Genomic DNA, 19405 nt, shown 5'->3' with positions numbered 1-19405 from the left:
AGGAACTGGGTTGAGTGCCCGTAAGAGCAGTGAAGAAACCAAGGAAATCGACCGTGTGTTCTCGCATTTGCCGGGCACGAGGAGCGACGGAGGTTGATAACTATGGTTCCCCTGCTTCTCGTTCTTCTGCTGGCTCTGATCCTCTTCGGCGCGGGCTTCGCGCTGAAGGCACTGTGGTGGATCGCCGTCATCGTGCTGGTCGTCTGGCTGCTCGGCTTCGTCATGCGCTCCGCGGACGCAGGCGGCCGCCGGGGACGCTGGTATCGCTGGTAAGTCAAGCAGCAGCAGGCTGGTGGGCTCCGGATCCACCCGGAGCCCACCAGCGCCATCTCGTCCAACGCACCGACGCCGCCCGCGTCCTGGCGTTGTCCCGCACCCCGGAAGGGGTCGCCGATCTGGGCGTACGCGCTCGCCATGCCGACTTCGACGAACCGGACGCGCTGGTGCGGGCCCTCGACGGGGTGGAGCGGCTACTGATCATCAGCATCGGAACCGACGACCGTCTGCCCAAGCACGTCCGAGCGATCGACGCCGCCGTGCAGGCGGGCGTGGGTCACGTCCTCTTCACTTCCATCACGCGCGCCGGCGACCCCGGCCACCCCAATCCCCTCGTCCCCGACTACGGGGCAACCGAGCGGCTGCTGGTGGAATCCGGATTACCGTTCACGGTGCTGCGCTTCAACGTGTGGGTCGAGATGCTGAACCTGGTCGGAGTGGCCCCTCGGGCCGTGGCCACCGGGGTTCTGCCCAGCAACAGCCGGGACGGACGCATCGGTCACATCACCCGCGACGACAGCGCCGCGGTGGCCGCCGCCGTCCTGGCCGAGGGCGGCAGCCAGGGAGAGATCCTTGAGGTCACGGGGCCGGAGGCGGTGACCGACGCCGACATCGCCGCCGCGCTGTCCGAGGCCACGGGCCGCCACATACGCTACGAGGAGGTCTCCGACGCCGCACACCCCCAGCGACTCATGGGCCAGGGGTTCCCCGAACACTTCGCTCACGCGTGGAGCGCAGCCGGCACGGCAAAACGCGATGGCTGGTACGACATCACCACCCACACCGTCCAACGGCTCACCGGCCAGCCGGCCACCCCCGTCGTCGACTACTTCGCGGCGCACCGCGCCGAGTTGATCGGCAGAGACTGATCCTGGCGCTTGTGCTGATCTTGGTGCTGGTGCCATGCGACACCACTGCCCGACGGCACCCGAGCCGACAGGCGTGATCCGGCACTTGCGGATTGTCCGCGACCAGTTGGAGTGGATCCACGGGTACGACGACGTCACTCGCACCGGAGTCGGCTGACGGCGAGCGGGATCAGTCGTCCAGGCAGGCCTGGATCATGCGGTCGAGGCGGCGCCTGATGGCGGCTTCCTGCTCCGCGGAGTTCGAGCCGCGCCGCTCTCCCACGAGTGCATGGGTTCCGAAGAGCCCGTAGCCCATGATCAGGGATTCCATTCGCCTCCGCCCGCGACGCCTCCCGCGCCCTCGTCCACAGCGTCAACCCACCGACGCCACGAACGCCCTTCCGCCCACCGCCGGACGGACAGAAGGGGCGCCGTGGTCGTCGCGGAGTTCACTCCGCGGACCAGCAGACCCGTCCTCCCCAAGACGCGTGGCAGGCGATCAGGCCGCCAGCAGGGGCCGCCTGTTCGCCCGCGACTCGCCCATTACTCCGTCGACGTGGAGATCACGGAATGAGGAGTGAGGAGTGAGGAGTGCTTGATGGTCGCGGTACGGATTACCGTCGTACGCCGCGACGTGTGGTCAGGAGCACCAGCCGTCGGTGAGGTGGGAGAACGCCTTCCAGGCGGCCCTGGTCTTGGGGCCCGCGTCGCCGTCGATGCCGCCGGTGTCGTAGCCGAGGTAGACGAGGAAGCGCTGGAGGCCGCGGATGGTGTTGGGGCCGACGTCTCCGTCGACGGTTCCGGCGTTGTATCCACGGTCGTTGAGGAAGAGCTGCCAGGCCTTCCAGCTGTTGGTGCCGAGCTGACCGTCGATGGCGCCCGGGTTGTACTTGCCCACGGGCGCGGCGTCACGGACGTAGCACTGAACGCTCTGGGCCTCCCAAGTGGTCAGGCCCAGGTTGTTCACGGCCAGAATGGCGGCGGTCTGGGTGGGGACCTTCTGCGCGGGAGCGGCTGCGGCTGTGGTGGCACCAGCGAGAGTGCCGATGCTGAGGGCGGCTGCGGTGAGAGTACCTAACACCGCTTTCGTGAGTGTTCTCGAAACCATGAGTGTTTCCCCCTTATACAGGAGTGACTCGGTCGGCGCCGAGATTACCGCCGGGATATTGGGAACCGGCGGCGCCGGTTGTGAGGGTTTCGACAGGCCCTGGTCAGGCGCGCCGACGTGCCGAACACCAGACACCGAAGCCCGCGACAAGGACGTCGCCCGCTTCCCCCCGTCATCCCGACACCACGTCAACACGTCAACACGCACGGCGGTACCGCGTCCGTCGGCCTGGAGTCTTGGGCGGGCGTGGATGGGTTGCCGGGGGTCGTGGCCGGCGGGGCCACACTGTTCGCTACCATCCCTGCGCATGACAATGCGGGGGTGGCGTCTGGGCGTCGTGACGATACTGGCGGCGGTCTGTGTCTCCGCTCCAGGGCAGCCGGAGGTCGTCCGTACGGCGTCGGACCTCGGCCCCCTGCCGGCCGACCGATACCGCTACACCTCTCAGGACCACCAACGAACGCACCGGGCATCGGCGTTGCTGATCCGGCAGTGCATGGCCCAGCACGGCCACCCGGACTTCCCGCTTGACCCCCGCTACCCCAGCGATCCCTTCATCGCCACCGCGGTCAGCACCGACTACGGAGTCCTGGACCTCACCGCCGCGCGCAGTTGGGGCTACGGCTGGGACCCGGCGAAATCCCACGCTCTGCGGCCGAAGGGCCGCCGTATGACCAACGCCGAGTACGCAGACTTCCCCACGTGCAGCGCGCAGTCGAACCGACGGCTGATGCGGGGCATCGACGTCAAACGGGACTGGCTCTACGCGGACACCCGGGCGATCGAGGTCGACAAGACCGTCAAGCGCGATCCGCGCCTGCGTGCGGCGTGGCAGGTGTGGTCCCGCTGTGTGGCAGCACAAGGATTCAGCCGCTACCCCGACCCCGTTGCCGCGTACACCGACACCGCCTGGCAGCGGGGCAGCGACGGCAACACCCGTCACACGCAACGGGAACGGGCCACCGCCACCGCCGACGTCATCTGCAAGCGCCGCCATCACACGGCCGAAGTCTGGCACACCGTCCGGGCACAGAAGCAGGTCGCGGACATCAGCAGACACCATGACCGCTACACCGCCGGACTCCGTGCACTGCAGACGTACCGGGCCACCGTCGCAGAAGTCCTGCGGAAACTGGGTTAGGCCATCTTCAGCAGGGCGACTCGACTCCGCGCGACGGCCGGTGACCCGATCAGCCGGGTGGGCACGGTGGCGGGCCGCGGCCACCGGGACGGGCCAGGGTCGGTGGCAGTCGGCCATGCCCGTGAGGGGTCCATCGCACGTGCTCGACGGAAGTCGATGTGGCCGCCGAGCCCGCTGTCACCCATCGTCCTGCCCCCTTGGCCCCCGGCAGGCGCCCGGGCTGCCGTACAGGCCGCCGCCGGTGCGGCCACGATGGAAACCATGTCCCCACTCGTGGGCCCGCTTGCGTCACGACAGCGGTCACCGGTCGCCCCAGAACCGAGATCACTTGATCAAACTCGCATGGCATCACGAAGTCGTGGACGGGGAATCCTGAGCCCCGTTCCGGCGTTCTCGCAGCATGGGTGATGCCTCCCACGATGACCCCGACATCCCCGCGCCGTCCGCCTCCTCGGCCGCCCGCGCGCGCCTCATGGCCGCCCGCGTCGAGACCCTCGCCCGGGCGGCCGCGCTGAGCCGCGACTTCGACGGGATCGTCGCGGCGAACGCCCTGATCGCGGTCGACGACGAGCACGACCCCGAAGGAGGCACCACCGCTTTCGAGCGGGCCCACGTGGCCGCCCTCATGGCACAAGCACGCGAGGACCTGGAGGGACTGGACCGGGCTCTGGAACGACTCGACCGAGGGCAGTACGGACGGTGCGAAGGCTGCGGCATGCCGATTCCGCCCGAGCGCCTGGAGATCCGACCGGCAGCGACCACGTGTGTCCGCTGCGCCGGATCCGCCGCGCGCAGGCCGTCGCGCACCGGCCACCCGGTACGGCGTCCGCCGCGCACACCATGAGGGAACGAACCAAGAACCGCGTACCGAGTGCCGGATCCGGACTCGACCTTCAGTCACTGTTCGTCGTCGACCAGATCCGGAGAGAGGTCGCCCCGCACTCGTCGAACGCGCGGTCGATACCCGTACCGGCCGGACTTCTCCCCCGGCCGGTCGACCTCGATCTCCACCACCACCTCGGCCCTGACCGGCCAGAAGCGCACCACGTCCGCACCGGGTAGCCCGCACACCGCGCCCGGCAGCTCGCGCATCTCCTCGCCCGACGCGTGCAGCAGTGGCGCCACTGCCGGACGCAGATGCGGGGCGAGCGGGAGACTCACGCCGACGGCTCGCATCCGGCCGCCCCGGTAACGCCCCAGGACGAGGGCTTGTGTCGCCGGGCTCGTGCCGGTGACCCCGATCACCACCGCCTCGGTGGTGTGACGCTCCCGCCACTTCACCCAGCCCGAGGCAAGGCCGGCGGCGTACGGTCCAAAGGTCCGCTTGCCCACCAGGCCCTCCACCCCCGAGAGCGCGCCGACCCACTCGAGGGCCTGCCCGGCGTCCTCGGTGGCCGGCACGGGGCGCAGTATGGCGGGGCCGGTGTCGAGGAGGCGCAGCAGTTCGACGCGCCGCTCGGCGTAAGGGCGCCGCCGCCAGTCGGTGTCGCCGACGGCGAGGACATCGAAGAAGGCGGCATGGACCGTGAAGTCGGCGTCGCGCCGCGGGCCACGGCGACCGGCCCGGCTCTGCAGCCGGTCGAAGGCCACGCCGGAGCCGTCGTCGAGGACCGCGACGAGCTCACCGTCGAGGACGGCGTCCGGCAGTGCGGCGGCAGCGGCAGCGACGTCGGAGAACGCGCGGGACAGGTCGGTACCGTGGCGGCTCCACACTCGCCGTGTCGCGGTGTGGATCTGGCATCTCCAGCCGTCCCACTTCGGCTCCAGACTCCAGCCCTGCGCCTCGGGCACGGCAGTGACTGCGCGAGCCCGAGCAAGGGGTTGGGGCAGAACGAAGGGCGGCACCGGGACCTCCTGCGAGACCCTCAGCCTAGATCGATGCCCCTTCGCGCGCGCTCCGAGCACGGCCGGCATGCGTACGTGGCAGGGGCGGCAGGAGTCGAACCTGCGGCATCCGGCTTTGGAGGCCGGCGCTCTGGCCATCTGAGCTACACCCCTTCGGTGTGTGACAGCCTGCCACGGGCAGAGGGTCCAGCGCCAAGGGGTTTCTGACGTTCCGCCTTCAGGAGGACTCGACGTCACTCACCCGCCGAAGGCAATCCGAAAAGCTCAGCAGTGATCAGCGCGTGGTTGGAGTGCTCGGAGGATCTGTCGTACCTGCTCATGCCACTGGTCCGCGTCAGCGCGGTCCACCCAGCCGGTTGCCAGTTCTGATCCGTCCTGAAGGACCCGGTGCAGTGCGAGTCTCGCCGACGCGCAAAGGGAGGCCGGCACGCTGGGCAGCGGTTCGCTGGGACCGACGTCGGGGTTGATCCCGATGGGGCTGTCCGGAAGAGTGCTGGCAACGAGAGCGCCGGCGGCAACGGCTTCGGCCCCGTCTCCGCCATCGACGCGTTCCGCCGAGTCGGTGACTCGCTGGAATGCCCGCTCCAGCACGTCAATCACCTGCTGGCGGGTGAGCCCCTCCAATTCATCGACGAAGTCGGCGGCGCGGTCGCTCGCGAACGGGCCGGTTCCCCACGTTCCCATGTATGGCTCCTGATACGGCTGTCTCGGACGAAGGCATGGTTCCAGAGAAGCCACTGACATCGGGCACGGCCAAAAGGACCCCCTCAAGGGGCAGTGCGATCGCGCCCTCGGGTCGCGAGCGATGTTCGAAATCGGTGTCGCTGCGCGTCGGTGGGCTGTGCGGTGATGCGACGGCGGTGACCGTGACGCCGTGGGCGCGGGTGAGTTCGGCGGCCAGACTCTCCAGGCGGTCCGGGCGGGGGCGACCAGCACGAGGTTCGCGCTGCGGCGGGCCAGCTTCGTTGCACTGAGTACAGATAACGAACAGGGCGAACTCATCGCCGCGCGTCTCGCCGAGCGCCTGGCCGACGAGGATGCCTGGACGGCGCTGCGCGCGGCGTTCCAGGTGCTCGAAGAGATCGACATGGCCGGGGAAGCGCGCCTGGAGTTCATCACGCTGCTGTTCGGCAACGACTCCCTGCGTGCCGGGCACGCCGAGAAGCAAGGCCGCTGGCAGGACCTGTTCGCCCCGCTGATCGAACCGCGACTGCCCGACTCCGACCGCCGCACCCTGCAAGCCCGCGCCGTCGCAGCCACAGCGATCATCTGCATGCAGACAGCCAACGAGGAATGGGTACGCCTGGGCGGCCGGGCCGACATGTTCGACCTCTACGACACCGCCGTACACGCCATCCGACACCCCACCACGCCCGCCCGGTGGGGGAACGAGATACGCGCGTCGGCGGGAGCGTCGGTGGCCTTGCGGTAGGGAAGTTGAGTGCGCTGAGGGGGATTTCACTGAGCCTGGAGGTGCGGACGGCCGAGATCAGATCGGCGATCCCTTGCCCGAAGTGCTCGGTCACGCGGCCTGGCGGGCAGGGACTGTCGTCGATGTCGTGCAGCAGGGCCGCGCAGATTACGGGCGGTGGCATCCCGATGTCGGCGACGATGGCGGCGACGGCGACGCAGTGGATGAGGAACGGGTCGCCGCTACGGCGGGTTTGGCCCGCATGCCACATGGCGGCCTCGTCGTGAGCGCGCTGGATGAGTGAGGTGTCGGCGTCCGCGTGATGCATACGCACGACGTGCAGGAGACCGTCCAGAGACGGGGCGGCGGCTCGGTGCCGCCTGTTCGGTCGGGGCGCTGACCGGCGCCGGGCCCTCATGACACTCCCCCGTCGGCGATCGGGCGGGCGGCCCACCCCGGCAGGGGCTGCTTGCGGGCGCGGTAGGCACGCGCCAGGGCCTCCCTCGCGTGTTCGGCACCGTCCTGGGTGATGCGGTAGAAGCGGCGGCGCGGACGGCCGGCTTCCTCGTGTACGGCGGGGTCTTCCCAGGTGCTGTCCACCCAGCCGACTTGTTCCAGGCGGGCAAGGATCGGATAGATCGTGCCCGACGGCAGTCCCGCCAGCTCGCACAGCTCAAGGCCGTAGCGCTCCTTGGCGGGGTCTTCCAGCAAGGCCCGCAGCACCAGTTGGGTCTGCAGGGTCATTCGCGGACTACCCATACTCGTACTCTATATAGCCCATATACAGGCTGTCTAGAGTTGGTGACGTCTCGTGAACCTCCAAGGGCCCCATGGCACAGAGCAGTTGGCATGTGCGGTTGCGGCGACTCCGGTGGCGCCCCTTCGCTACAGGGGCCGAAGATGCCCCCCGTGCGCGTGCCCCGCCCGCCCTGGCCCGGACGGCCAGTCGGCGCGCGGGCGAGCGGGGCCGGTCCACGTGGTCTGCTCGCGGGGCTCAACTGCCGCCGCGGCCGGAGGCTGATCCGGTGAGAACGCGGATCTCCATCTCCGTGTAGTCCGCTCCTCCTCCGTGTCGTCGGCGGTCGAGTACCGAGCCGGCCCAGGCGAGCAGGAAACCCACGGGGATGGAGAGGAGACCGGGGTTACGCAGGGGGAACACCGCGAAGTCGGCATCAGGCAGCAGGGCGGTCGAGTTGCCCGAGACCGCCGGGGACAGCGCTGTCAGCACCACGGCGACGAGCAGGCCGCCGTACATGCTCCAGACCGCTCCTCTCGTCGTGAAACCCTTCCACCACAGGTTGCAGAGCAGTGCCGGCAGGATCGCGGATGCCGCGATGGCGAAGGCGAGGCTGACCAGGAAGGCGATGTTGAGATGCTGGGCGAGCATCGACAACGCGATCGCCGCCACGCCGATCAGTCCGACGCCCCACCGCGCCACGGTGAGTTCACTCTTCTCGGACGCGTTGCCCCGCATGATCGTCGCACCGTAGACGTCGTGGGCCAGGGCCGCCGCCGCGGTGAGGGTGAGCGCGGCGACGACGGCCACGATCGTGACGAACGCGACGCAGGCGACCACGGTGAGCAGGACCGGCCCGCCCAGGCGCTCGGCCAGCAGGAGCACGGCGGTATTGCCGGAGGCGGCGTCACTCGCGATGGCCCGCGAGCCGATCAGTGCCGCTGACCCCAGGCCAGTCACCACCTCGAACAGGGTGAAGACGATGACCAGGCAGGCTGCCCACCCGGCCGACCTACGGGCTCTGCGCCCGCTGGAAACCGTCCCGATACGCATCAGTACGTGCGGCAGGGCCGCCGCTCCCAGCACGAACGCCAGTTGCAGGCTGAGCGAGTCCATCTTGCTGGTGCGGTCGTGGAAGCGGATGCCGGGTTCCAGGAAGGCGTCACCGTAGCCGCTCTGACGGACGGCGGCGTCCAGCAGGCGTGCCGGGCTCCACCCGAACTCCGACATCACCGCCAGCACGACGAACAGACCGGCAGCGAGCAGGGCTACGGCTTTGACACCCTGGACCAGGGTCGCGGCGCGCATGCCGCCGATCACGACGTAGAGCACCATCAGAAGACCGAGGCCGGCCACGACGATCCGCTGGGCGCCGTCTCCGTCGATGCCCAGGACCGTGGCCGCGAGCGCTCCGGCGCCGACGAGCTGAGCGGTCAGATACAGCAGACATACGACCACGCTCGTGATGCCGGCCGCGAGGTGCGCCGGGCGGGCGTGCAACCGTAGGGCGAGGGAGTCACCGATGGTGAAGCGTGAGGTGCTGTGGTACGGCTCGGCGACCAGCAGCACCAGGACGGACCAGGCGACCATGGGTGCCAGCACATAGGCGATCCCGTCGTAACCGGTGAGCGCGATCAGACCGGGATTGCCCAGCATGCCTGCCGCGGACATGTAACTGCCGAAGATGGCCAGCCCGTTGACGGCCGAGGGCAGCCGCCGCTGACCGAGGTAGAAGCCGCTCAGCTCGTCCTTCTCGGGGAGGATCGACCCGATCGACAGGAGCAGCGTACAGACGACACAGAGGCCGAAGACCGCGAGAAGCGGAAAGGCGCCACCGGAGTCGGAGAGCGCGGAATAAGAAAGTGCGGAGTCGGAGAGCACGCCGTCGGAGAGCGCGAGGACGGTGTTCACGGGCGGCTCTCCAGGTGCGGGAAGGACGTGCGGTGACGCTGGACGAGGGGCTCCAGACGCCTTCGCGCATACCGCGCGTACCACAGCACCGCCCAGCCGGTGAACGCCACTTGCGCCAGGACCAGGCCGAGCCCGACGTTGAGGGGACCCGCCCAGGCGACCGCCATGACACCTGGTGCCTCATTGGCCAGGACGACGCCTGACATCTGAGCGACGACGACCGCGGCGGCGACCTGCGCCGGGCGACGGCGTGCGGCACGCAGTTCACGCAGCGCGATGGTCTGGCGGGGGCCGGGGTACGACTGCTTGGCCGGATGAGGGGACGAGGACGGCGACGGCGAAGGCGTGTGGGGCGTCACGGAGGAGGCCGTGCCCGGTTCTTCCCACGCCGACCACGCGGGAGGCTCGGCGTCGGCGGGGCGGCGGTCCTCCAGGGCCAGGTGCCGGGCCATGTCGAGGGCCCAGTTTCTTCGTCTGGCCCGGACGTCGTACTCGGAGGCGTCGGCTCCGAGCGTGGACTGTCGGTACAGCTGCGTCAGTTCGGCCGGCCGACCGGCGGCCGCCTGGGCACGGAAGACGGCCTGCCACAACTCAGCTGCGGAGTGATGCTGTTCGTGGTCGAGAGCACTGAGATAGAGCGCGGCAGCCGCAGGCGGGTCTTGATCGGAAAAGAGATCGCGGGAATCCATCTGTCGTCCTCGGCAGGAAGTGATACGGATGGGGGGAGCGCGTCGGACGAAGGCTTGTGGCCATACGGCTCCTCCCGGCTCGCGGCCGAGGAGCCGACGTCAACGACGAAGACACTCGGCAGGGATGGACACCGAACCGGACAGGGGGCATGCCCCGAAACCGTGCACACGGTTCGCCGGCCGAGCCGTCCCGGGCCCCACCGCCGTCCTCGCTTCATCGGCCCCTACCGTGCCGCAGTGATCATTGGGCCGACAAGTCGGGAACGGCAACGATGTGAGGTACTTGCGTGCATTGCGTTCACCCACGTCCGCCCTCGTGGCGGGCCGGTCGGCATCAAGAGGAGGGGAAGCGCCCGTACCGAAGGCGTGCAACTCCCGTTCTGCCGCTCTTGGTTGCCCCTGCCGGGAGGGGATGGGCAAGTGCAGGAGTTGTTCTGCGGAGGTGACACGCGCCCGCCCCCAGCAGTTGCCCGCTGGAGGCGGAACCTGTCTGAAGCCAGTCCTCCTCCTCGTCCTGGACCTGGTCCTCGTCCTAGCCCTCCAAGCGGACCGGCATCAGAAGCGAGAAGGCGTGCTCGTCGTCGGGCCGGCGGATCGCGAGCGGTGCCGTGGGTGCGCCCACCTCCAGGATCAGTTCGTCCCGGGCTCCGGCGGTGAGCGCGTGCAGCAGGAACTCGCGGTTGACGGCCACGTTGTTCTGGTCGTCGTCACCGTCGGCACCGTCGTCGCAGACGATCACGGTCCCGTCCTCCGCCACCCGGAGCACGCTCAGGTCGTACGGCTCGCCGTCCTGCTCACGTGTCTCACCCTCCCGGACCGGGCCGGTCTCCAGGGCCTGGCGGAAGGCCGCCGTCCCGACGCGGGCCCGTCGTCCGGCCGGGAGGTGGACGAGGCGACGGTAGTCGGGGAACTCGCCACCGAGGCTCTGCCCGGCCGCCTGCCGGTCCCCGGCCTCTAGCGTCACTCGGTCCCCGTCCACGATGAGCTCGGCGGGCTCGTCGCCGGTCAGCAGTGCCCGCATCGCGTCGGCGAGCGGAAGAGGCACGACCACCTGCGTTCGAGGCTCGCCGTGCCCGGTCGCACATGCCCCCGCGACCGCCATGCGGTAGCGATCGGTGGCCACGAGACGCAGCAGTTCACCCTCGATGTCGAACAGGATCCCGCCGAGCATCGGCAGGTCCGCGTCGGTACGGGCGGCGAACCGGACCGCGTCCAACGCGGCGGCCAACTCCGTCGCGGGCACGGAGAACCGGGCGGTGGCGGTGTGAAGCGAGGTCATGGAGGCTGTCTCCCTGTGGTCGAGTAGGGCTCGGAGCGTGGAGAACTCGCTGCGGGCATCGGACAGCCCCAGCTCGAGACGGCGCAGGTGCGCCTCAAGAAGACCGCGCACCAGTTCCATGTCCGCGCCGGCCCAGCCGGCCAGGACGAGCCGGATGTCGGCCAGCGGCATGCCCGCCCGACGCAACCGGGCCAGCAGCCGGGCCTCTTCGAGCTGCTCGGGTTCGTACCAGCGATAACCGCTCACCGGGTCCACCCAGGCCGGGACCAGCACCCCGGCACGGTCGTAGAACCTCAGGGCGCTCACCCCGAGCCCGCTGTCCCGGGCCATCTCTCCAATGCTGTGCATCTCGCTCTCCACACCCGGGACTCTGGTGCCTCGACCATGTCGAGGGTCAACCTGGGCCCCTCCCCCTTTCTCGATCAGGCGGGACAGTCGGCGAGCGTGGTGGCCGTGCCCCAACGGATCATGAGATAGCCCGACCCGCCGATCTCCGCCACGGCGTAACGCGTGTACGGCCAGCCGGAGCCCGCGTTCTGCCGCTGTTTCACCAGGGCACGGCACGCCTCCCCCGCGGCCATGTCGGCCCAGGTCTCGACCTGCCCCTGGTTCCACATCAGGTAGTCCGACCACACGTACATGGCCGAGTTCGCAGGGTCGAAGCCCACCTTGATCTCGTCGTGTCCGAGGACCTGACCGGTGCCGAGCGTCGGGCGCATCTCGTTGCTCCGCTCGATGACCTTCTTGGCGGCTCGGTCCGCGACCCGGATCTCGTCGCTGTCGGTACTGGGCACCATCGCCGCCCCGAGGCCGTTCTCGTCCGGCTCCCAATCGGGCTCCGGCTCCGCCTCGGTGCCGCGGGGCTGCGCCGTGCCGTCCTCGGCCGCCGACCGGCACCCTTCGTCGGCGACGAAGTCCTCCTGCCATGTCACCTGCGGGTCGCGGCCCGCCTCCTCGCGCACCGTGACGTAGGTGCGATACGGCAGATCCGGGTGGACGTTGAGGACCGAGTCGCGCAACGCGAGACACATCGCTCTGGCGATCTCCGTCTCCGCGATCAGCGTTCCGTGAGCGTCGGTGTCCAGGCTGTACGAGAAATAGACCTCACGGCGTGCCTCATGGAACGTCACACTCCCCGGAGCGAGCCGGACGTCGCTCATCTCCCCGGACAGAACGCTTTGGTCGTGCAGGACGGACCGGGCCACGTCGTGTTCGGCCTGGCCCTGGGCCGTACGGGCTTCCGCCCAGCTCACGGCGCTCGCCGCGCCGTCGCTCACGGTTGTGCCCCGGTCCGCCGCCGTACCCTCCTCGTCGGTGTTCACGGCCTGCGACCCAGGCCCCGCCGGCGCGGAGGACGAGGTCGATGCGTCACGCTTCCCGCCGGCGGTGGTGTCGGGCATCAGGGCCGTCACTCCGCCGACCAGGCCGCCGATCACCGCCGCCGCCACGAGCACGGCGCCCGCCCGGCGCCTCGCCGGCCGGCCCGGCGGCACCTGCCATGCCGGGTCGTCTCCGGCCGGCACATTCCAGAGTTGGGCGACCATGTCACCGGCCTGGGTGGGCAGCGCGTGGACGCCCACGATCTGGGTGGCCTGGGAGGACAGCAACGCCCCGCACAGCTGGACCATTTCGGCGGCCGCCGGACGGTCCCCCGGCTCCTTCGCCAACGCCTTATCCAGGATCCCGCGCAGGGACGGGGCGACGCCGTCCAGGTCCGGTTCCTCCGACATCACGCGGAAGGCGACCACGTCGGGTGTGCCGGCGCCGAAAGGCAGTCGTCCGGTGGCCGCGTAGGCCACGAGCGCTCCCCACGCGAACATGTCGCCCGCCGGGCCCGCGGTGCCCTGCCGATACTGTTCGGGGCTGATCCAGCCCGGCGTCCCGGTCATGACACCGGTGCGGGTGACGCTGGTGCCGTCGAAGGCGTGCGCGATCCCGAAGTCCAGAATGCGGGGGCCGGCGGGCGTCAGAATGACGTTCTGAGGTTTCACATCGCGGTGCACCACGCCTGCGGCATGGATGGCGGCCAGTGCCTGTGCGGTGGCCGCCGCGAAAGCGTGCGAGCTCCCTTCGGCGAGCGGCCCACGCTCGCGCACATGCTGGTCCAGGGTCGGGCCGGGGACGTAGGCGGTGGCCAGCCACGGGGTCGCCGCATCGGTGTCGGCGGCGAGCAACGGAATCAGATACGGGCCGGTGACACGGGAGGACAGTGTCACCTCACGTGCGAAACGGGCCCTGAACTCCGGCTCCTGCGCCTGCTCGGGATGGATCACCTTGACCGCCACGCGTGTTCCGTCCGAGGTGACTCCGGCGTGGACTGTGCCCATGCCGCCCGCGCCGAGGCGTCCGACGATGCGGTAGGGGCCTATACGGGAGGGATCGCCGGGACGCGCCGGTTGGACTCTTGCGCCGGAGCCGATTGCGCTCACGCGTACTTCCTTGCGCTGAGGGGCGGCCTGGAACAGGCCGACGGGGAGTGACGAGTCGACAGAGTGGCGTGGCTGCCGGAAGACCGACGGTCGAGGGGTGGACGAGGTGTCGAGTGGGCACGGACCGCGGTTCCGCAAGTCCGCAGCCGTAGCCGTATCCGCAGCCGTATCCGCAGCACCACCGGCCACCCCGCGAGCACCCGCTTCAGCGGCCGGTGTCGCTGTCGCTGCCGTTGCCGCGACCGCTTCGGACTCTCCGCAGGGCCCGGGTCGGCACCTCCGATGTCGCCATTCATCACATCATCGTCCCCGATCCCCTACCTCGCTGTGACCTGAACAGCGCGAACAGACGGGTCCGTTGAGGCAGATCGCTCCTCGGGGTCGGTCAACTGGCTGCGGGTCTCAGCAAGGAGACCAGGCGGGCCGGCGCGTTCGGGTAAGTGCCGTGCGGCACACCCGAGTTCGGCGACAGGCGGTCAGCACGCTCGTCCCCGTGCGCGGCGTACGACGGCGGCCGTCCGAGAAGGGTCCCCAGTGTCTGGACGCGTCCGCATGCCTGACCTAGGGTACGCAGTAAGCGCTTTCTGGCCTGGTCATGCCAACCTGCCCCCGTGACCGGGCCGTGCCCCACGCCTACGCCCCGCGCCGACAGCACCGCTCCCCCGCCCTCTGCCAGCGAGTCATGCGTCAGCCCTGCCCGACGGCCCGGACGTGGCATCGGTGCGGCCCGACGCGGAAAGGTAGCGCCCCGTGCCGCACGACGAACCACAGAGCCCGCCGCCCGCGTGGACCCGTAAGTCGTTCCTCCGGGGAATGGCGGCCGTCGGTGTGGCCCCGCTGCTCCCCGGGGTGCTGCCCTCGCCGGCCCGGGCCGCCTCGTCGGAGGGTGCCGGAGGCTTCCCGCTGCTGCGGGACGGCGTGGTCGTCGACCTGTTCGTCGACCCGGCCGACGATCCCGCCGTGGCCCGCGCGGCCGGGGATCTCCAGGCGGACCTGGAGCGGGTCGGCGGGGTGCGTCCGCGACTGCTGCGCGCCCTGCCCCAGGAGGCCTCGCTCCTCGTCCTGGTGGGCACCATCGGCGCGAGCCCGGCCATCGACCGGCTCATCGAGGACCGGCGGCTGGACGTCTCCCGCGTGAAGGGCCGCTGGGAGGCGTCTGTGACACAGGTCGTGGACCGCCCACTGCCCGGCGTGGAACGCGCCCTCGTGATCGCCGGCAGCGACAGGCGCGGCACCGTCTACGGCGTCTACGACACCTCGGAGCGCATCGGGGTGTCGCCGTGGCACTGGTGGGCCGACGTACCGGTCGAACGCCGCGACACGGTGACGGTCCCGTCGCGCACGCGGAAGCGGTACGAGCCGTCCGTCCGTTACCGGGGCATCTTCATCAACGACGAGCAGAACCTCACCACCTGGTCCCATCGGACGCAGGAGCCGGACAAGAACATCGGCCCGGAGACCTACCGACGCGTCTTCGAGCTGCTGCTCCGCCTCAAGGCCAACTACCTGTGGCCCGCCATGCATCCGTACTCCGACTTCTTCAACAAACACCGCGCCAACCCCGAACTGGCCGACCACTACGGCATCGTCGTCGGATCCAGCCACCCCGAGGCCATGCTGCGCAACGGCGTCCACGAGTGGGACCCCTGGGCGAAGGAGCACCCGGCCGCCGACGGCAGCCTGCCGTTGTACGACTACACGGTGAACCCCGCCGTCATCTCCGACTACTGGCGGGCGAGGGCGCGGCAGAACGCCGGCTACGAGAGCAGCTGGACCCTGGGGATGCGCGGTCTGCACGACAGCGCGCTGGAGACCAAGCACGCCACCACCCTCGCGGAGAAGGTCGTGGTGATGAACGACATCATCGCGGACCAGCGTCGCCTGCTGGCCGAGGAGGTGGGCGCGGCGGCCGAACCGCAGATCTTCATCCCGTACAAGGAGGTCCTGGACCTGTACAACGCGGGTGTCCAGGTGCCCGACGACGTCACCCTGATCTGGCCGGACGACAACCACGGCAACATGCGCCAACTGCCCGACGAGGCGGAGCGGCGGCGACCGGGCGGCAACGGCATCTACTACCACCTCTCCTACTGGGGCCGCCCCAAGAGCTATCTGTGGCTGGACACCACCCAACTCGCCAAGATCTGGCAGGAGTTGCGTCGGGTGTACGAGCACGGCGCCGACCGTATGTGGATCTTCAACGTGGGAGACATCAAGTCCATCGAGACCGGGCTGTCCTTCTCCATGGACATGGCCTGGGACGTGGACCGGTGGGGCGCCGGCGATGTGGAGGATTTCCTCGTCGAATGGGCCGGGCGGCAGTTCGGACACCGCCACGGCGCGGAGATCGCCGCGATCCGCACCGAGTACTACCGTCTCGCGGCCGAGCTGCGCCCGGAGTTCGTCGCCCGCGGGTTGCTCTCCGTGGTCCACCACGGTGACGAGGCGGGCCGCCGGATGGCCGCGTACGACCGTCTCCTCCAGCGGGTCCGCGCGCTCGGCGCCAAGCTGCCGGAGGCCTACCGGGACGCCTTTTTCGAACTCGTCGAATACCCGGTCCACGGCGCCTACTTGATGAATCTGAAGTTCTACTGGGCGGAGCGCAACGCAGTGGCGGTCCGCCAGGGACGCGGGGCCGGCGCGAACCGTTTCGCGGACCTGTCCGACGCCGCCCACGCCGAGGAGGCGGCGATCACCAGGCGCTACAACACCGAGGTGGCCGGCGGAAAATGGAACGGGATCGTCAACCCGTACCCCTCGGAGATCCCCAAGGCGCCGGGCCGTCCGAGCGTCACCAGGGTCGCCCGGAAGGAGACCTCAGGTCTGGGCGTGGCGGCCGAGGGCAACGAGACCGGCACCGCGCGGCCGTTGTCCTTCTCCTCCTACACCCGTGACCGGCGCTTCGTCGACGTGTTCAACACCGGCTTCCTCCCCTTGGACTGGGCCGCCGAGGCGAGCCACCCCTGGGTGCGGTTGAGCACCTCCGGCGGCACGATGACCGAGCAGACCCGGGTGTCGGTGCAGATCGACTGGGAGCGGGTGCCCGAGGGCTCCCACGATGCCACGGTGACCGTCACCGGCGCGGGGAACAGCTTCGACGTGCCCCTGCGGGTGCTCAACGACGGAAGGCGGGCGCGCAAGCGGGCGCGCGGCTTCGTCGAGACCCACGGATACGTCTCGATCGACGCCGCGCACCACGACCATCGCGTGGCGCGCGGCGGGGCGCGTTGGCGGACGGTACGTGGGCTCGGGCGCCGTACGGCCGCCATGGAGACGACGCCTTCGACAGCGGCGCCGATCACCGAGGACATCACCACGCGGGCACCGGAGTTGCGCTATCGGGTCCGTTTCGCGGGCACCGGGGACTTCCGGGTCACCGTCCTCCGGCTCCCCTCCCTCGACGAGCGCGGGCGGCGCCGGGTCGCCCTCGCCCTCGACGACCAGCCGGTCACCGTTCTGACGGGACAGGCCGTCGCCACCGGCAACCGCGGTGACGCCTGGGCCCGCAACGTCGAGGACGGCATCGAGAGACTGACCACCACCGTGGCCGTCACCGAACCCGGCGAACACGTCCTGCGGCTCTTCATGGTCGACCCCGCGATCGCCGTGGACCAGATCGTCATCGACACCGGCGGGCTGCCCGTCACCTACCTCGCGCCGCCGGAGAGTTACCACCGCTCCTTCAATCCTGATCCCGTGCCGGCGGACGCGCTGGGGCTGCCCGACGCGCCCGGCCGGTAGGCAGGGACGCGCATCGTCGACCCGCACGGCGGACGCCGCGACGGCCCACGGCCGGCCGCGGCGTCCTCGTGCACTCCCAGGCCGTCAGCCCCTCACGCGGCACGAGCGGTGAACAGCAGGTACTCCCACTCCATCGCCGTGCTGCCCGACCCCTGGTCGTGCCGCCGGGCGAGTTCGGCGAGGTCGCGGTCCAGCGCGGCCGTGCGGTCGGGGTCGTCGGCGACGGCCCGGTAGGCCGCGATGGTCGGACCGTAGCGCGCCTTGAAGTAGTCGCGGAACTCCTCGGGGCTCTTGAAACGGTCGACCAGCACCGTCTGTTTGCGGGCCTCGACGTCCGTGACCCGGTCCCCCAGCAGGGCGCGGACGTGCGCCTCGTCCCCCCACAGGGGCGGGGGCTGCGCACCCGGCGGGGGCGGCGGCATATAGGGCTTCATGGTGGCGAGCATCTGGCCGAGGAAGCCCTCGGGTGTCCAGCTGAGCAGGCCGATCGTGCCTCCGGGGCGGCAGACGCGTACCAGTTCGTCGGCGGCGGCCTGGTGGTGCGGGGCGAACATGACCCCGACGCAGGACAGCACCGCGTCGAACTCGTCGTCCGCGAACGGCAGCGCCTCGGCATCGGCCTGGCGCCACTCCACGTCGACGCCCCGCTCGGCCGCGAGCCGCCGTCCGGCGTCGAACAGCTCCGGAGTCAGGTCGCTGGCCACCACGCGCGCGCCGGCCAGCGCCGCGGGGATCGCGGCGTTGCCCGAACCGGCCGCCACGTCCAGCACCCGCGTGCCCCTGCCTTCGGCGCCGGGAGCCCCGGTGCCGCCCCCGCCTCGCAGTCCGCACGCCTCGACCAGGATCGGGCCCAGTTCGGGGATGATCTCGGCGGCCACGGAAGGGTAGTCACCCTGGGCCCACATCGCCCGGTGTTTGGCCTTCAGGGCACGGTCGGCCTCGGCGGGGTCGGGAAGTTCGCTCACGACAGTTCTCCTTCTGGCAGTACGCGGAACCACGACGACGGTGACGGGACGACGAACGCGCCGCCCGCCACGGAACGCGACGGAACCTGACGAACATGACGTACGTGACGGAACAGAGACTAGGAACGGAGCGCGCCGTCTCCTAGTACCAGATCTGTACCGGAGCGTCGCCATTCGGCACCATCAGGCTGACACTGGCCTGGTTCGTCCGGCCGCGCGGACATACGCTGCCCGGCATGGGGTCCCCGTATCGCCAGTTCTGCCCGGTCGCCAAGGCCATGGAGCTGCTCGACGAGCGCTGGACGCTGCTCGTCGTGCGTGAACTCGTGCTCGGCAGTCGGCGCTTCAACGAGTTGCGCCGCGGGGTGCCCCGGATGTCGCCCACGCTGCTGTCCAAGCGGCTGCACCAGTTGGTGCGCGCCGGCGTCGTGGAGAAGCGGACCGAGGGCAGGGACGTGCAGTACGTCCTGACCCCGGCGGGGGTCGAGCTGCGCCCGGTGATCGAAGCGCTCGGTGTCTGGGGCACGCGCTGGATCGGACAGATCGGGGACGAGGATCTCGACCCGAAGCTGCTGCTGTGGGACCTGCACCGGAACGTCGTCCGTGACGCCGTCCCCGACGGGCGGACAGTGGTCCGGTTCAGCTTCCCGGACGTGCCTGCGAGCACCCGGAACTGGTGGCTGGTGATCACGCCGGACGACACCGACGTCTGCGACGTGGACCCCGGTCACGCGGTCACGGTCACGGTGACCGCCGGCCTGCGCCGCATGATCGAGGTGTGGCGCGGTGACGTCACCTGGTCGGAGGCTCTGCGGGTCGGCGCGGTCAAGGTGGAGGGCCCCGAGCCACTGCGCCGGGCGGTGCCGGGGTGGTTCGCGCTGTCGGTGTTCGCCGCGGTGCCGCGGCCCTCCACGGCCACGCCGCACTCGTAGAGCGAGCGGGACGGGTCGTCTGCCTGTCGCGCGAGAAAGTTCTCGAAACAAGCGGCCTTGCTGGGAACAGCCGGTCCGGTCGGCATGGTTAGGC

General features: G+C 70.1%; 17 protein-coding genes, 1 tRNA gene and 1 pseudogene. 7 read left to right on the top strand and 12 right to left on the bottom strand.

What is annotated here, in order from left to right; all coding sequences use genetic code 11:
• Nucleotides 1-102: 102 nt before the first annotated feature.
• Both HW837_RS41350 and HW837_RS41345 read left to right on the top strand, forming a co-directional pair.
• Nucleotides 103-273 carry a DUF5670 family protein gene (locus tag HW837_RS41350; protein WP_045562163.1) on the top strand — a complete coding sequence of 57 codons (171 nt, stop codon included), beginning with the start codon at nucleotides 103-105 and terminating at the stop codon, nucleotides 271-273.
• The gene (locus HW837_RS41345; RefSeq protein WP_319771739.1) at nucleotides 204-1145 is read left to right on the top strand and encodes an NAD(P)H-binding protein; all 942 of its coding nucleotides are present in this window, start codon (nucleotides 204-206) and stop codon (nucleotides 1143-1145) included. Before HW837_RS41350 ends, HW837_RS41345 begins: the two co-directional genes overlap by 70 nt.
• A 169-nt stretch (nucleotides 1146-1314) precedes the next feature.
• Here HW837_RS41345 and HW837_RS41340 read toward each other — a convergent pair whose 3' ends face one another.
• Together HW837_RS41340 and HW837_RS41335 are read right to left on the bottom strand one after the other, a co-directional pair.
• A complete protein-coding gene (locus HW837_RS41340) occupies nucleotides 1315-1455 on the bottom strand; it encodes a hypothetical protein (RefSeq protein ID WP_159040962.1) in 141 nt (46 codons plus the stop codon).
• 309 nt (nucleotides 1456-1764) lie between these two features.
• Nucleotides 1765-2205 carry a peptidoglycan-binding domain-containing protein gene (locus tag HW837_RS41335; protein WP_234442790.1) on the bottom strand — a complete coding sequence of 147 codons (441 nt, stop codon included), beginning with the start codon at nucleotides 2203-2205 and terminating at the stop codon, nucleotides 1765-1767.
• Between the two features lie 334 nt (nucleotides 2206-2539).
• Here HW837_RS41335 and HW837_RS41330 point away from each other — a divergent pair, with 334 nt between their 5' ends.
• Nucleotides 2540-3373 (top strand): hypothetical protein, encoded by an 834-nt coding sequence (locus HW837_RS41330; RefSeq protein ID WP_234442791.1) that lies wholly within the window; start codon nucleotides 2540-2542, stop codon nucleotides 3371-3373.
• Between the two features lie 400 nt (nucleotides 3374-3773).
• Nucleotides 3774-4217 carry a TraR/DksA family transcriptional regulator gene (locus HW837_RS41325; RefSeq protein ID WP_045562165.1) on the top strand — a complete coding sequence of 148 codons (444 nt, stop codon included), beginning with the start codon at nucleotides 3774-3776 and terminating at the stop codon, nucleotides 4215-4217.
• Nucleotides 4218-4270: 53 nt separating this feature from the next.
• Here HW837_RS41325 and HW837_RS41320 read toward each other — a convergent pair whose 3' ends face one another.
• From HW837_RS41320 to HW837_RS41310, 3 genes are all read right to left on the bottom strand, one after another.
• Nucleotides 4271-5164 carry an ATP-dependent DNA ligase gene (locus tag HW837_RS41320; RefSeq protein ID WP_159040963.1) on the bottom strand — a complete coding sequence of 298 codons (894 nt, stop codon included), beginning with the start codon at nucleotides 5162-5164 and terminating at the stop codon, nucleotides 4271-4273.
• 130 nt (nucleotides 5165-5294) lie between these two features.
• Nucleotides 5295-5371: transfer RNA gene (locus HW837_RS41315), tRNA-Trp, on the bottom strand.
• Between the two features lie 111 nt (nucleotides 5372-5482).
• The gene (locus tag HW837_RS41310) at nucleotides 5483-5902 is read right to left on the bottom strand and encodes a DUF4259 domain-containing protein (RefSeq protein WP_045562166.1); all 420 of its coding nucleotides are present in this window, start codon (nucleotides 5900-5902) and stop codon (nucleotides 5483-5485) included.
• Between the two features lie 190 nt (nucleotides 5903-6092).
• On the opposite strand from HW837_RS41310, the gene HW837_RS41305 reads away from it, so the two are divergent.
• Entirely contained in the window at nucleotides 6093-6650 is a 558-nt protein-coding gene (locus HW837_RS41305) for a hypothetical protein (RefSeq protein WP_052683127.1), read from the top strand.
• Nucleotides 6651-6747: 97 nt separating this feature from the next.
• Here the strand turns inward: HW837_RS41305 and HW837_RS50515 are convergent.
• From HW837_RS50515 to HW837_RS41275, 6 genes and pseudogenes are all read right to left on the bottom strand, one after another.
• Nucleotides 6748-6900, bottom strand: a pseudogene (locus HW837_RS50515) (HD domain-containing protein); the annotation flags it as partial.
• A 143-nt stretch (nucleotides 6901-7043) separates the two neighbouring features.
• Nucleotides 7044-7388 carry a PadR family transcriptional regulator gene (locus tag HW837_RS41295; RefSeq protein WP_234442792.1) on the bottom strand — a complete coding sequence of 115 codons (345 nt, stop codon included), beginning with the start codon at nucleotides 7386-7388 and terminating at the stop codon, nucleotides 7044-7046.
• Between the two features lie 235 nt (nucleotides 7389-7623).
• Nucleotides 7624-9276 (bottom strand): solute symporter family protein, encoded by a 1653-nt coding sequence (locus tag HW837_RS41290; protein ID WP_052683129.1) that lies wholly within the window; start codon nucleotides 9274-9276, stop codon nucleotides 7624-7626.
• A complete protein-coding gene (locus tag HW837_RS41285; RefSeq protein ID WP_078853876.1) occupies nucleotides 9273-9965 on the bottom strand; it encodes a DUF485 domain-containing protein in 693 nt (230 codons plus the stop codon). The genes HW837_RS41290 and HW837_RS41285 overlap by 4 nt, the downstream gene beginning before the upstream one ends.
• Nucleotides 9966-10497: 532 nt before the next feature.
• Nucleotides 10498-11592, bottom strand: coding sequence for a DNA polymerase III subunit beta family protein (locus tag HW837_RS41280; protein ID WP_078853877.1), 1095 nt, complete (start codon nucleotides 11590-11592; stop codon nucleotides 10498-10500).
• A 74-nt stretch (nucleotides 11593-11666) separates the two neighbouring features.
• Nucleotides 11667-13673, bottom strand: coding sequence for a serine/threonine-protein kinase (locus tag HW837_RS41275; RefSeq protein ID WP_193382711.1), 2007 nt, complete (start codon nucleotides 13671-13673; stop codon nucleotides 11667-11669).
• A gap of 813 nt (nucleotides 13674-14486) precedes the next feature.
• Here HW837_RS41275 and HW837_RS41270 point away from each other — a divergent pair.
• The gene (locus tag HW837_RS41270; RefSeq protein WP_193382717.1) at nucleotides 14487-17414 is read left to right on the top strand and encodes a glycosyl hydrolase 115 family protein; all 2928 of its coding nucleotides are present in this window, start codon (nucleotides 14487-14489) and stop codon (nucleotides 17412-17414) included.
• A 92-nt stretch (nucleotides 17415-17506) separates the two neighbouring features.
• Here the strand turns inward: HW837_RS41270 and HW837_RS41265 are convergent, their stop codons facing one another.
• Nucleotides 17507-18379 carry a class I SAM-dependent methyltransferase gene (locus HW837_RS41265; protein ID WP_313895654.1) on the bottom strand — a complete coding sequence of 291 codons (873 nt, stop codon included), beginning with the start codon at nucleotides 18377-18379 and terminating at the stop codon, nucleotides 17507-17509.
• Between the two features lie 236 nt (nucleotides 18380-18615).
• Between HW837_RS41265 and HW837_RS41260 the strand changes: the two genes are divergently transcribed.
• A complete protein-coding gene (locus HW837_RS41260; RefSeq protein WP_045562171.1) occupies nucleotides 18616-19311 on the top strand; it encodes a winged helix-turn-helix transcriptional regulator in 696 nt (231 codons plus the stop codon).
• The last annotated feature ends 94 nt before the right edge of the window (nucleotides 19312-19405 follow it).

The organism is Streptomyces caniscabiei (genome assembly GCF_014930365.1).
GTDB lineage: Bacteria > Actinomycetota > Actinomycetes > Streptomycetales > Streptomycetaceae > Streptomyces > Streptomyces caniscabiei.
Note: the sequence above shows the minus strand (reverse complement) of the source record. Positions and strands in the feature narration are given on the sequence as shown.

Bases quoted from the DNA above. Each gene is read 5' to 3' on its own strand.
- HW837_RS41330 (WP_234442791.1), top strand. From the start codon at position 2,540: ATGACAATGCGGGGGTGGCGTCTGGGCGTCGTGACGATACTGGCGGCG.
- HW837_RS41260 (WP_045562171.1), top strand. From the start codon at position 18,616: ATGGGGTCCCCGTATCGCCAGTTCTGCCCGGTCGCCAAGGCCATGGAG.
- HW837_RS41310 (WP_045562166.1), bottom strand. From the start codon at position 5,902: ATGGGAACGTGGGGAACCGGCCCGTTCGCGAGCGACCGCGCCGCCGAC.
- HW837_RS41350 (WP_045562163.1), top strand. From the start codon at position 103: ATGGTTCCCCTGCTTCTCGTTCTTCTGCTGGCTCTGATCCTCTTCGGC.
- HW837_RS41280 (WP_078853877.1), bottom strand. From the start codon at position 11,592: ATGCACAGCATTGGAGAGATGGCCCGGGACAGCGGGCTCGGGGTGAGC.
- HW837_RS41340 (WP_159040962.1), bottom strand. From the start codon at position 1,455: ATGGAATCCCTGATCATGGGCTACGGGCTCTTCGGAACCCATGCACTC.
- HW837_RS41295 (WP_234442792.1), bottom strand. From the start codon at position 7,388: ATGGGTAGTCCGCGAATGACCCTGCAGACCCAACTGGTGCTGCGGGCC.
- HW837_RS41325 (WP_045562165.1), top strand. From the start codon at position 3,774: ATGGGTGATGCCTCCCACGATGACCCCGACATCCCCGCGCCGTCCGCC.
- HW837_RS41285 (WP_078853876.1), bottom strand. From the start codon at position 9,965: ATGGATTCCCGCGATCTCTTTTCCGATCAAGACCCGCCTGCGGCTGCC.
- HW837_RS41270 (WP_193382717.1), top strand. From the start codon at position 14,487: ATGGCGGCCGTCGGTGTGGCCCCGCTGCTCCCCGGGGTGCTGCCCTCG.